Annotated in this window: 12 protein-coding genes; 5 read left to right on the plus strand and 7 right to left on the minus strand. The window is 69.8% G+C overall.

The genetic code is table 11. From position 1 onward, the window contains the following. Positions 1-46: 46 nt before the first annotated feature. Entirely contained in the window at positions 47-640 is a 594-nt protein-coding gene (locus FFT09_RS06260) for an NADPH-dependent FMN reductase (RefSeq protein WP_138382118.1), read from the minus strand. Positions 641-766: 126 nt separating this feature from the next. Here FFT09_RS06260 and FFT09_RS06265 point away from each other — a divergent pair, with 126 nt between their 5' ends. Continuing rightward, positions 767-1813 (plus strand): alpha/beta hydrolase, encoded by a 1047-nt coding sequence (locus FFT09_RS06265; protein WP_138382119.1) that lies wholly within the window; start codon positions 767-769, stop codon positions 1811-1813. Positions 1814-1958: 145 nt separating this feature from the next. Here FFT09_RS06265 and FFT09_RS06270 read toward each other — a convergent pair whose 3' ends face one another. Together FFT09_RS06270 and FFT09_RS06275 are read right to left on the minus strand one after the other, a co-directional pair. Then, entirely contained in the window at positions 1959-3401 is a 1443-nt protein-coding gene (locus FFT09_RS06270; protein ID WP_081191892.1) for a catalase, read from the minus strand. Then, positions 3398-3841, minus strand: a complete 444-nt coding sequence (locus FFT09_RS06275; protein WP_024875469.1) for a Fur family transcriptional regulator — start codon at positions 3839-3841, stop codon at positions 3398-3400. The genes FFT09_RS06270 and FFT09_RS06275 overlap by 4 nt, the downstream gene beginning before the upstream one ends. 116 nt (positions 3842-3957) lie before the next feature. On the opposite strand from FFT09_RS06275, the gene FFT09_RS06280 reads away from it, so the two are divergent. Then, the gene (locus FFT09_RS06280; protein WP_138382120.1) at positions 3958-5166 is read left to right on the plus strand and encodes an MFS transporter; all 1209 of its coding nucleotides are present in this window, start codon (positions 3958-3960) and stop codon (positions 5164-5166) included. Here FFT09_RS06280 and FFT09_RS06285 read toward each other — a convergent pair. From FFT09_RS06285 to FFT09_RS06295, 3 genes are all read right to left on the minus strand, one after another. Further along, positions 5163-5549 (minus strand): hypothetical protein, encoded by a 387-nt coding sequence (locus FFT09_RS06285; protein WP_081191896.1) that lies wholly within the window; start codon positions 5547-5549, stop codon positions 5163-5165. The genes FFT09_RS06280 and FFT09_RS06285 overlap by 4 nt on opposite strands. Before the next feature lie 106 nt (positions 5550-5655). Continuing rightward, positions 5656-6699, minus strand: a complete 1044-nt coding sequence (locus FFT09_RS06290) for an aspartate-semialdehyde dehydrogenase (protein WP_138382121.1) — start codon at positions 6697-6699, stop codon at positions 5656-5658. Further along, positions 6699-7961 (minus strand): aspartate kinase, encoded by a 1263-nt coding sequence (locus FFT09_RS06295; protein WP_024875473.1) that lies wholly within the window; start codon positions 7959-7961, stop codon positions 6699-6701. Before FFT09_RS06295 ends, FFT09_RS06290 begins: the two co-directional genes overlap by 1 nt. A 169-nt stretch (positions 7962-8130) precedes the next feature. Here FFT09_RS06295 and FFT09_RS06300 point away from each other — a divergent pair, with 169 nt between their 5' ends. Further along, positions 8131-8730: a nitroreductase family protein gene (locus FFT09_RS06300; RefSeq protein WP_081191900.1), complete on the plus strand. Its 600-nt coding sequence runs from the start codon at positions 8131-8133 to the stop codon at positions 8728-8730. 12 nt (positions 8731-8742) lie between these two features. Here FFT09_RS06300 and FFT09_RS06305 read toward each other — a convergent pair whose 3' ends face one another. After that, entirely contained in the window at positions 8743-9171 is a 429-nt protein-coding gene (locus FFT09_RS06305; protein ID WP_244231258.1) for a hypothetical protein, read from the minus strand. 261 nt (positions 9172-9432) lie between these two features. Between FFT09_RS06305 and leuA the strand changes: the two genes are divergently transcribed. Then, on the plus strand, positions 9433-11217 hold the full coding sequence (gene leuA / locus FFT09_RS06310; RefSeq protein ID WP_081191902.1) for a 2-isopropylmalate synthase: 1785 nt from the start codon (positions 9433-9435) through the stop codon (positions 11215-11217). Between the two features lie 180 nt (positions 11218-11397). Next, entirely contained in the window at positions 11398-11946 is a 549-nt protein-coding gene (locus FFT09_RS06315; protein ID WP_138382122.1) for a DedA family protein, read from the plus strand. The last annotated feature ends 6 nt before the right edge of the window (positions 11947-11952 follow it).

Raw genomic sequence — 11952 nt, forward strand, 5'->3', positions numbered from 1 at the left:
GGATCAGATGCGCTTCCTCCCCGCCCTGAAGGGCGAGGCAACCGCGCTACGTTCTTCCGGTGAAACCGGCCGCGGCCTGGGCGAGGGCGAACTCGGCCACCTGCCTGCCGATGAGGCGCAGCGTGGTGCCGACCTTCTCCTCCGAGGCCGCACCGGCGTCGTCGAACTTCACCTCGGCGGTGTTCACGGCACCACCCAGCGGGGTCGGCCACCCGCGCAGCGCGTGCGCGATGGTGCGCATCTGGTTGAGCGTCGTGACCGCCGCCTGCCATCCGTGAGCCACCGCGATCACTCCGACCGCGCGGCCGTGCAGGTAGGGACGCACGTCGTCGCGCAGATCCTCGACGTAGTCCAGGGCGTTCTTCACCAGACCGGACACGGAACCGTGGTAACCGGGCGACACGACGATCACGCCGTCGGCCCGGCGGACGGCCTCGACGAGGTCCTGTGCGGCATGCGCTCGTTCGTCGGTGCCCGCATCGTAGAACGGCAGCACCAGCCGCTCACCGGTGACGGCGCCGGTGGCGGCCCCCGCCTCGGCCGCGCCGTCCAGCGCGAGGCGCAGCGCCCGCTCCGACTGCGAACCGTTGCGCAGTGAGCCGCCGAGACCGAGAACTCTGATCGCCCGTGTCGCTGTCACCCTCCCGAGGCTAGACGCTCGACCTAGGTGGAGAGCCAGTACCGTCCGGAGGAGGTGTGTCACATCTGGTCAGCCGAAACTACCGACGAGTAGCCTTAATCGGGTCACCGGCGACGGGAGAAGGACATGGCGATACCCGCCCACATCCGCGTTCAGTCCGCGGGCGCGCAACTGCTCTACGCGCTGCCACGCCCGCTGCGCCGCCTCGTCGCGGGCACCCCCATCCGGCTCGATGGCCAGGAGCTCGCGCTCGACGCGCAGTTGCTGCTGCGGCTCCAGCAGCTGTCCGGGGCGAGCCTCGCCGACGGCTCGGTCGCACGCTCCCGGGCGGCGCTCGACGCCTCACGGCACCTGGTCAGCGGGCGGCCGGTCGAACCCGTGCTCACCAGAGAGGTGCCCGTCCCCGCGCCGCACGGCACCCTGCCCGCCACGCTCTACACCCCAGAGAAACTGCCGACGGGCTCCGGGATGCTCGTCTTCTACCACGGCGGCGGCTGGGTGGTCGGGACCAGGGCGAGCCACGACAACACCGCGCGGTTCCTCGCCAAGTACGCGGGAGTGAGGGTGCTGTCGGTCGAGTACCGCCTCGCTCCCGAGAACCCCTTCCCCGCGGCGCAGGAGGACGCGCTGACGGCGTTCGACTTCGCCGTCGACAAGGCGGGCGATTTCGGGGCCGACCCACGGCGCGTGGCGGTGGGTGGCGACAGTGCGGGCGGCAACCTCGCGGCGGTGACCGCCCTCGCCACGACACGCCGGGGCGGACCGGCGCCCGCGTTCCAGCTCTTGCTGTACCCCGCCGTGGACGCCACCGTGCGGCGGCGGTCGCGCGAACTGTTCGCGGACGGGTTCTTCCTCACCGACGAGGAGATGACGTGGTTCATCGACCACTACGCCCCCGGTGGCGTGGACCGGTCCGACCCGCTGCTGTCCCCGCTGCTGGCCGACGACCTCTCCGGGCTGCCGCCCGCCTACCTCGCCACCGCCGGGTTCGACCCGCTGCGCGACGAGGGCGAGGCCTACGCGGCCAAGCTCGCCGACGCGGGCGTGCCCGTGGCGCTGAGCAGGCAGGCGGACCTCATCCACGGCTACGCGAACTTCCTCGGCCTCGGGCGGCGCTTCCGCGAGGCCCTGGCCGAAGCGGCCGGAGCCCTCCGCATGGGCCTGCCGGGGTGAGCCGAACGCCGTGTCCGAGTGTCCGCAGCCCCGGTAGCCGTGTCCGCAGCCCCGGTAGCCGTGTTCGCATCGCGCGGTGCGAACACGGCTACGCAGACTGCAAAGACAGCTACGCAGGCTGCGGACACGGCGGGTCAGGCCCGGATCACTTGCCGAAGGCTTGCGCGACCTTGTCGCCGAGGTCCTTGTCGACGTTGCGCCAGTACTCGAAGACACGCTCCAGCACCGGCTCGGACACACCCTTCTTGGCGTGGCCGATGATGTTGTTCGCGAGGCGCTCGCGCTCCTCGTCGTTCATCACCTCACGCACCAGCGTGCCGGCCTGACCGAAGTCGTCGTCCTCCGAGTGCAGCCGGTACGCCGAGCGGACGACCTCGTCCTCGATGCCGAACGTCGCGTGCGTCTCGGACGCCACGGCCGGGTCGGCGTGCGGGCCGCCCGCGGTGTTCGGCGCGTACACCGGGTCAGCCGGGTTGCTGTAGCGCATCTGCCCGTCGCGCGAGTAGCTGTTCACCTCGGACTGCGCGGCGTTCACCGGCAGCTGGGTGTAGTTCGTGCCGATGCGGTAGCGGTGCGCGTCCGCGTAGGCAAACAGCCGGCCCTGCAGCATCTTGTCGGGCGAGGGACCGATGCCGGGCACCAGGTTCGACGGCTCGAACGACGCCTGCTCGATCTCGGCGAAGTAGTTGCTCGGGTTGCGGTCCAGCACGTACCGGCCGACCTTGATCAGCGGGTAGTCGCCCTTCGGCCACACCTTCGTGAGGTCGAACGGGTTGAACCGGTACTCGGCCGCGTCCGCGTAGGGCATGACCTGCACGTACAGCGTCCAGCTCGGGTGGTCGCCCTGCTCGATGGCCGTCCACAGGTCACGGATGTGGTGGTCGGCGTCGGCACCGGCGAGCTGGTCGGCCTCGTCCTGCGTGAGGTACTCGATGCCCTGGTCGGTCTTGAAGTGGTATTTGACCCAGAACTTCTCGCCGGCCGCGTTCTCCCACAGGTAGGTGTGGGAGCCGTAGCCGTTCATGTGCCGCCAGCTCTTCGGGATGCCCCGGTCACCCATCAGCCAGGTCACCTGGTGCGCCGACTCCGGGCGCAGCGTCCAGAAGTCCCACTGCATGTCGTGGTCGCGCAGGTGGTTGTCGGCGCGCCGCTTCTGCGAGTGGATGAAGTCCGGGAACTTGATCGGGTCGCGGATGAAGAACACCGGCGTGTTGTTGCCGACGATGTCGTAGTTGCCCTGGCTGGTGTAGAACTTCACCGCGAAGCCGCGCGGGTCGCGCCACGTGTCGGGCGAGCCGTTCTCACCGGCGACGGTGGAGAAGCGGATGACACTGTCGGTGCGAGTGCCCGGCTGGAACACGGCGGCCTTGGTGTACTGGCTGACGTCCTCGGTCACCTCGAGATAACCGAACGCGCCACCACCCTTGGCGTGGACCACGCGCTCGGGCACACGCTCACGGTTGAACTGCGCGTTCTTCTCGATCAGGTAGTGATCCTGCAGCAGGATCGGACCGTTGGTGCCGACGGTCAGCGAGTCGTTGTCGCTGCCCACCGGGATACCGACGTTGTTCGTGGTCGGCTTGGTCACGCCGATGCCTCCTCGTCGTGGTGCTTACAGGCAGGGCACAGTCCCCAGAAGACGACCTCGGCCTCCTCGATCTCGAAACCGCCCCCGTGGGACGGTTCGAGGCACGGTGCGGCACCGCGGACGCAGTCGACGTCCACAGTGAGCCCACACCGGCGGCACACGAGGTGGTGGTGGTTGTCTCCCGTTCGGGTCTCGTACCGCGCCGGATGTCCGGCCGGTTCGATACGCCTCACCAACTCGGCGTGAGTACAGGCTCCGAGTACGTCGTAGACGGCCTGTGTGGACACCGACCCGAGGACGTCACGCACCCCCGCCGTGACCTGTTCGGCCGTGGCGTGGGGATGGTGGGCGAGCCAGTCGAGAACGGCCACCCGCGGTGCGGTGACCCTCAGACCTGCCGCCTTGAGACGTTCCCGGACGGGGCTTTGCTGGTGAGGCATGACCAGACCATCGTGCCGACTTTTCTGGAACCAGTCAAGTTTTCACAGTGAGTCGATCACCCGTCACCCGAAAACAGAGTTGCACGTACGTGCCACACTGCGGTTCCGTCGGAGTCGTGCCCCTCCAGCCCTACCGGCAACTGTTCCGCATTCCCACGCTCGGCGCCTCGATGCTGCTGCTGCTCTTCAGCCGGGTGCCCATCATCGCGTCCGGCATCACCCTCACCCTGCACGTGGTGAGCGAGCTGGAGCGCGGCTACGCCGCCGCGGGACTCGCAGGCACCGCGACGATGCTGGGCTCGGCTCTGGGAGCGCCCACGGTGGGCCGCATGATCGACCGATACGGCCTGCGCCCCGTCGTCGCCGTGTGCGGCACCGTCTCCTGTGGGTACTGGCTCAGCACCCCGCACCTGCCGTTCGAGGTGCTGCTCGCGGCGGCACTGCCGGCGGGCGCACTGGTGGTGCCTGCCGGTTCGATCTCGCGACAGGTCATCGCCGCCCTCGTCCCCGTGGCCCGCAGGCGCGCGGCGTTCTCGCTCGATCAGGTGGGCATCGAGGTCGCGTACATGAGCGGCCCGGTGCTCGCGATGCTGGTGAGCACGCAGTACTCGACCTCGCTCGCGCTGACCGGCATCGGCGCCGCGAACGGCGTGCTCGCCTTGGCCCTGTGGTCGCTCAACCCGCCCGTGCGCACGGCCGAGGAGAGCACCACCGCGGCGACCATCCGGCCCGCACTCCGGACCTGGGTCACCGGCCGGTTCGTCGCCGCACTGTTCGTGGCGACGGGCGCGGCGGTGGTGCTCATCGGTGTGGAACTGGCCGTCGTCGCCTCGCTGCGCGCGTCGGGCGACGTGGCCTGGACCGGAGTGGTGCTCGCCGGGATGGGAGCCGCGTCACTCGTCGGCGGGCTCGTGTACGGCACCGCGCGGCGCTCGCTGTCGCAGCTCACCCTCATGCTGCTGCTCGCGGCCCTGACGGTGCCCGTCGGTCTCGCCACCGAACCCTGGTGGCTGCTGGCGCTCGCGGTGCTACCGCTCAACGTCGTGTGTGCGCCGACGCTCGCGGCCACCGCCGAGACGATCAGCGAGGCCGTGCCCCACACGGTGCGGGGCATGGCGATGGGGCTTCAGGACTCCGCCACCCGGCTCGGGCTCGGCCTGGGCAGCCCACTGGTCGGCTTCGTGCTCGACCGGGCCGAACCGGGCTGGGGGTTCGTCACCGCGGCGGCGGGCGGGCTCGCCTTCGGCGCGGTCGGAGCCGTGCTGTCCCTGCGGGACCGCAGGCGGGACCGGAGCAGGGCGAGCACGGCCGCCGCGTTGAACTAGAAGCAGGCCTGCCGGAGCTCGTCGAGGTTCTGGAGGTTGCGCTCCAGCCACCCGGAGAAGTTGTTCATGTGGTCGAGCTTTCGCTCCTCCAGCTCCAGGTAGCCGTTGGCCATGTCGAACAGCGTGTCCTGCACGGTCTGGTCCGCCACCTGGTTTCCGAGCTCGCGCAGTTCGTTGGCCTTCTCCTCGGCCCTCGCCGCCACGTCCTCCGGACTCACGTTCGGGTTGATGTCGATGATCTGCAACGCCTCGGTGCAGACCGCGGCCTTGTCACCGGCGCTTTCGACCCCCTCGACCGCTGAATTCACTTCGTCGCAGCCCGCCAGCACGAATCCCGAGAGCACCACGGCGGTACAGACCGCCCGAACAGCCGATGTACGCATGGCGACGAGAGTACCGGTTTCGGCACCGCCGCCGGGGTGCCGTGAAGGCCACCTTCGCTGCGTCTGACGCAGTGAAGGTGGCCTTCACGGCATTGCTGGTCTCGCGTCAGACGGCCCGGGCCACCAGTTCCGCGATCTGCACCGCGTTGAGCGCGGCACCCTTGCGCAGGTTGTCACCCGCGACGAACAGCGCCAGCCCGCGACCGTCGGCCACCCCGGGGTCGACGCGGATCCGGCCCACGTAGCTCGGGTCGGTGCCCGCCGCCTGCAACGGAGTGGGGATCTCGGACAGCGCGACGCCGGGGGCCTCCGCCAGCAGTCGCGTGGCCTGCTCGACCGACAGCGGCCGGGCGAACTCGGCGTTGATCGACAGAGCGTGTCCCGTGAACACCGGGACGCGCACACAGGTTCCCGAGACACGCAGCTCCGGGATGTCGAGAATCTTGCGGCTCTCGTTGCGGAGCTTCTGCTCCTCGTCGGTCTCCAGCGAGCCGTCGTCGACCACGGAGCCGGCCATCGGCAGCGCGTTGAACGCGATCGGCCGCGCGTACTTGGCCGGCTCGGGGAACTCGACCGCCGCACCGTCGTGCGTCAGTTCGTCGGCGCGCCCGGCCACGGCCCGCACCTGACTCGCCAGCTCCTCGACACCGGCGAGCCCGCTGCCGGACACGGCCTGGTAGGTGCTCGCGACGAGCCGGACCAGACCGGCCGCCTCGTGCAGCGGCTTCAGCACCGGCATCGCCGCCATCGTGGTGCAGTTGGGGTTGGCGATGATGCCTTTGCGGGCGTCCTTCACCGCCTGCGGGTTGACCTCGCTCACCACCAGCGGGACGTCCGGGTCGAGCCGCCACGCCGACGAGTTGTCGATCACCGTGGCTCCGCCCTCGGCGAACCGGGGCGCCTGCGCCTTCGAGGTCGCCCCGCCCGCGGAGAACAGCGCGATGTCCAGTTCGGACACGTCGGCCGTGGCGGTGTCCTCCACCACGACGTCCTCGCCACGCCACGGCAGGGTCGACCCCGCCGAGCGCGCCGAGGCGAAGTACCGCATCCGCGACACCGGGAAGTCCCGCTCGGCCAGCAACCTGCGCATCACCGCACCGACCTGGCCGGTGGCACCGATCACGCCGACCCGCACACCGTCCTTCGCCATCAGCGACCACTCCCCGCGTAGACGACGGCCTCTTCGTCGCCACCGAGTTCGAAGGCGTCGTGGATCGCGCGCACGGCGTCGTCGAGCTGCGCGTCGCGGATCAGCACCGAGATGCGGATCTCGGACGTGTTGATGATCTCGATGTTCACTCCGGCCTTGGACAGTGCCTCACAGAACGACGCCGTCACGCCGGGGTGCGACCGCATTCCCGCACCGACCAGCGACACCTTGCCCACGTGGTCGTCGTAGAGCACCGCCGAGAAGTCGAGGTCGTCCTTGAGCCGCTCCAGCTCGCTGACGGCCTTGGGCCCGTTGGCCTTGGAGAGGGTGAACGTGATGTCGGTGCGCCCCGCCGTGTTGGAGATGTTCTGCAGCACCATGTCGATGTCGATCTCCGCGTCGGCCACGGCGCGGAAGATGCGGCCCGCCGCTCCGGCATGGTCGGGCACACCGGTGATGGTGATCTTCGCCTCCGACCTGTCGTGGGCGACGCCGGTGATCAACGCTTGTTCCACGGGGATCTCCTCAATCGAACCGGTCACGGTCGTACCCGGCTTGTCACTGTAGGAAGAGCGGACACGGATCGGCACACCGTAGCGGCGGGCGTACTCCACCGACCGCAGGTGGAGGATCTTGGAACCGCTCGCGGCCAGTTCCAGCATCTCCTCGTACGGCACCGTGTCGAGCTTGCGGGCGTCCGGCACGATGCGCGGGTCCGCCGTGTAGACACCGTCCACATCGGAGTAGATCTCGCACACGTCCGCGTTCAGCGCGGCGGCCAGCGCCACCGCCGTCGTGTCGGACCCGCCCCGGCCGAGCGTGGTGATGTCCTTGGTGTCCTGCGCGACACCCTGGAAACCGGCCACCAGGGCGATGTAGCCCTGCTCTAGCGCCTCGGTGACCCGGGACGGCGTCACGTCGATGATCCGGGCGTTTCCGTGGACCGACGTGGTCACCACCCCTGCCTGCGACCCGGTGAAGGACCACGCCTCCGCGCCCTGCGCGGAGATCGCCATCGCCACGAGTGCGTTGGAGATGCGCTCCCCCGCCGTGAGGAGCATGTCCATCTCGCGTTCGGGAGGAACGGGGTTGACCTCCTCGGCGAGGTCGAGCAGCTCGTCGGTGGTGTCGCCCATGGCGGAGCACACGACCACGACGTCGTTTCCGGCTTTCCTGGTCGCGACGATCCGTTCGGCCACGCGCTTGATGCGATCAGCGCTCTCCAGTGACGAACCACCGTACTTCTGGACTACGAGCGCCACGGCTCGTTCCTCCTCGCATGCCGCGCCTGTCGCCGATCCGGTCTCGACGTCGGCGCGTGCGGATCGCTTGGACGTCAAGGGTACCGGGGGCTCGCTGTCCGATTACCCAGCTCTGTGGCGCCGACCACTCTTCGACCTGCGATTTCGCCCGCTGGCATACTCGACACGCGTGAGTGACAAGCAAGCGCTGACCAGCGTCAGGATTCACGACCTCATCGCCAACCGGTGGAGCCCGCGCGCCCTCGACAGCGAGGCCGAGGTGAGCGCCGAGCAGCTGCGGGCCCTGCTCGAAGCCGCTCGCTGGGCGCCGTCGTTCGGCAACACCCAGCCCGCCCGTTACGTGGCGGGTCTGCGCGGCGACGACACGTACAAGCGCATCCTCGGCGCTCTGACGGACAGCAATCAGTCCTGGGCACACCGCGCCGGGGCCCTGCTGGTCGGCTGCGCCGTCACCCGCAACGCCAAGGGCGACGTGCCCTACGCCGAGTACGGCACCGGGCTCGCCACGGAGAACCTCGTGTTGCAGGCGGTGGCCGAGGGCTTGGTGGCGCGGCAGATGGCCGGGTTCGACCGCGACGCGGTGCGCCGGTCCTTCGAGCTGCCCGACGAGGTGGAACCGCTGGTGACGGTCGCCGTCGGTGTGGCGGCCGATCCCTCGATCTTCACCGAACCGAGGGACGCCGAGCGGGAACGCGCGCCCCGCGACCGCATCGCGCTGTCCGAGCTGGCGTTCAGCGGCACCTGGGGCGACCCGACGTTCTCGGGCTGAACCGGCGCCGCCTCACCGCACGCCTCCGCCACCGAACGCGAGCCGGACGACGCGGACCGCGATCGACGAGGCCACCAGCCAGAAGATCGCGGCGATGCCGTGGTTGAGCAAGACCTCCAACTTGGGGTCGTCGGGCAGGAACAGGTCCTCGAACCCGATCGAGGCCGCACTCGCGGCGTCCGAGACGAACACCACGATGCCGTTGTCGGCGTTGGCCTCCCCCACGACGAACAGCACGTCCAGCACGAGCACCAGCGCGAGCACCAGTCCGACCCAGCGCACGACGCCGGCCAGCACGTCCGAGATCCTGCCGCGCGTGCGCCGCCAGTCCACGGACCGGCGCTCGGTCTCCCGGGCCGCCACCGGCTCGTGGACCTCGGTGGGCGGCTCCGGCTCCGGGGTGACGTCGCGTGGTTGCCCTTCGGCGTGATGTGCACCCATGGGCAGCAGTTTCGCACGGACCGAGCGCGAAAGCTACGCGCCGGTAACTCGGCGTGGCCGAGCCGGAGGTCACACTCCGGCCACGCCCCGGCCCTTGCGTTGCCGCGGGCCGTCGTTAGGCTGGCCCCGTGGCGTTCGCGCTCCTTCTCCTTCGCTGCCGCGACGGGGCCTGATCCGACCGGCTCCCCGTCGCGGGGCTTCTGGTGTCCACGGGCACCACTCGCCGGTCCTCCGGCCGACACCGAAGGAGCGTTCACCGACATGAGCATGTCCGAGCCCCCCGCCAAGCCCGCGAGCCGAATCCGCACCCCGTCCCGGGCCGCCGCCGAGGGACAACCGTCCTGGAACCCGCAGCGCGGCAGTGCGATGCCGTACCACCGGTACCGTCCGTGGCACCGCCTGGTGGAGGACATCCGGCTGCCCGACCGCACCTGGCCCGACCAGCGCATCGAACGCGCACCGCTGTGGTGTGCCGTCGACCTGCGCGACGGAAACCAGGCCCTGATCGACCCCATGTCACCCGCGCGCAAGCGCAAGTTCTTCGACCTGCTGGTCCGCATGGGGTTCAAGGAGATCGAGGTCGGCTTCCCCGCCGCCAGCCAGGCCGACTTCGACTTCGTGCGCGAGATCATCACTGACGGCGCGATCCCCGACGACGTGCGCATCCAGGTGCTCACCCAGTGCCGCCCCGAGCTGATCGAGCGCACCTTCCAGTCACTGGAGGGCGCGCCACGCGCCATCGTGCACGTCTACAACTCGACCTCCGTCCTCCAGCGGCGCGTGGTGTTCCGGGAGGAACGGGAGGGCATCAAGAAGATCGCCACCCAGGCGGCCGAACTGGTGGTGGAGTACGCGGAGAAGTACTCCGACACCGACTTCCGGTTCCAGTACTCCCCCGAGTCCTACACCGGCACCGAGCTGAGCTACGCCGCCGAGGTGTGCAACGCCGTGACCGGCATCTGGCAGCCCACCGCCGACGAGCCGGTGATCCTCAATCTGCCCGCGACCGTGGAGATGGCCACCCCGAACGTCTACGCCGACTCGATCGAATGGATGCACCGCAACCTCGACCGGCGGGACGGGGTGATCCTGTCGCTGCACCCGCACAACGACCGTGGCACCGGCATCGCCGCCGCCGAACTCGGCTACCAGGCCGGCGCCGACCGCATCGAGGGCTGCCTGTTCGGCAACGGCGAGCGCACCGGCAACGTGGACCTGGTCGCGCTGGGCATGAACCTGTTCAGCCAGGGCATCGACCCGCAGCTCGACTTCTCCGACCTCGACGAGATCAAGCGCACCGTCGAGTACTGCAACCAGCTGCCCGTACCCGAGCGCAGCCCGTGGGCGGGCGATCTCGTGTTCACCGCGTTCTCGGGCAGCCACCAGGACGCGATCAACAAGGGCTTCGACGCACTGCGTGACCAGGCGGCCAAGGCGAACACACCGGTGGACGAGTACCCGTGGGAGGTGCCGTACCTGCCGATCGACCCGAAGGACGTCGGCCGCAGCTACGAGGCCGTGATCCGGGTGAACTCGCAGTCGGGCAAGGGCGGCATCGCCTACGTCATGAAGACCGAACACCAGCTCGACCTGCCGCGCCGGTTGCAGATCGAGTTCGCGAGGACGATCCAGCGGCACACCGACACCGCGGGCGGCGAGGTGGCCCCGGACACGATGTGGCGGGCGTTCGCCGCCGAGTACCTGGAACCGGCCGCGCCGCTGGAACTGCTGCGCCAGCACGTCACCGCGAACGGCGACTACGAACTGACCGCGACCATCCGGCTCGACGGCGAGGAGCAGGACGTCGTGGGGCGCGGCAACGGCCCGATCGCGGCGTTCTTCGACGCGCTGGCGACGGTGGGTTACGACCTGCGGCTGCTCGACTACAGCGAGCACACCCTGACCCCGGGAGACGACGCCAAGGCCGCGTCCTACATCGAGTGCGCCATCGACGACACCGTGTACTGGGGTGTGGGTATCGACCCGTCGATCGTCACCGCGTCCCTGCGCGCCGTCGTGTCGGCGGTGAACCGCGCGCACCGGTGATCCGGACACCGTGTCCGCAGCCTGCGTAGCCGTGTTCGCACCGCACGGTGCGGACACGGCTACGCAGGCTGCGGACACGGCTACCTAACCTGCGGACACGGCTACGTAAAGTGCGACGGTGACAACACCCGCGGTGGGGGGCTGAAGGTCTCTCAGCGACGGCGACGTTGGATGGTCCTCGTGGACGTCCTCTCGCTGCTGTTGCTCTTCGCGGTGGCAGTGGTGCCGCTCGTCCCGACCGAGGTCGTGTTGATCGGGATGGGCGTGGCCGCCGCCGACGGGGGACGTTCGCTCGTTCCGGTGGTGGCGGTCGCGGCGGCGGGTTGCCTGATCTCGGACTACCTGCTCTACACGCTCGGCCGCCGGGGCGGCGCGCGGTTGCTCGACCGGCTGCGCAGCAGGGCCGCGGCCGAGCAGACAGCGCAGTGGATCACCCGGCACCTGGAGCGGCACGGCCTGCCCGCGCTGGTGGCCGCGCGCTGGCTGCCCGCGGGTGGCACGGTGGGCTCACTGCTGGCCGGGACGCTGCGCTGGCCCCGTGGCCGGTTCGTCGCCGCCTCGGCGATCGGTGTCACCCTCTGGTGTACCTACGCGGGGTTGCTCGGTTACGCGGGAGGCACGGCGCTGCGCCGGTCGGACCCCGCCAGCACACTCGTCGTGCTGCTCGCGGCTCTCGCCTGTGTGGCGGGGGTGGTGGTCTTCCGCCGCGTGCTGGCGATGCGGGCATGATGAGTG

This window comes from Saccharomonospora piscinae (genome assembly GCF_005862235.1).
Lineage (GTDB): Bacteria > Actinomycetota > Actinomycetes > Mycobacteriales > Pseudonocardiaceae > Saccharomonospora > Saccharomonospora piscinae.

Excerpts from the sequence above, each read along its gene's own strand:
- FFT09_RS06305 (WP_244231258.1), bottom strand. The coding sequence starts at position 9,171 with ATGGGTGCACATCACGCCGAAGGGCAACCACGCGACGTCACCCCGGAG.
- FFT09_RS06290 (WP_138382121.1), bottom strand. The coding sequence starts at position 6,699 with ATGGCGAAGGACGGTGTGCGGGTCGGCGTGATCGGTGCCACCGGCCAG.
- FFT09_RS06285 (WP_081191896.1), bottom strand. The coding sequence starts at position 5,549 with ATGCGTACATCGGCTGTTCGGGCGGTCTGTACCGCCGTGGTGCTCTCG.
- FFT09_RS06265 (WP_138382119.1), top strand. The coding sequence starts at position 767 with ATGGCGATACCCGCCCACATCCGCGTTCAGTCCGCGGGCGCGCAACTG.
- FFT09_RS06275 (WP_024875469.1), bottom strand. The coding sequence starts at position 3,841 with ATGCCTCACCAGCAAAGCCCCGTCCGGGAACGTCTCAAGGCGGCAGGT.
- leuA (WP_081191902.1), top strand. The coding sequence starts at position 9,433 with ATGAGCATGTCCGAGCCCCCCGCCAAGCCCGCGAGCCGAATCCGCACC.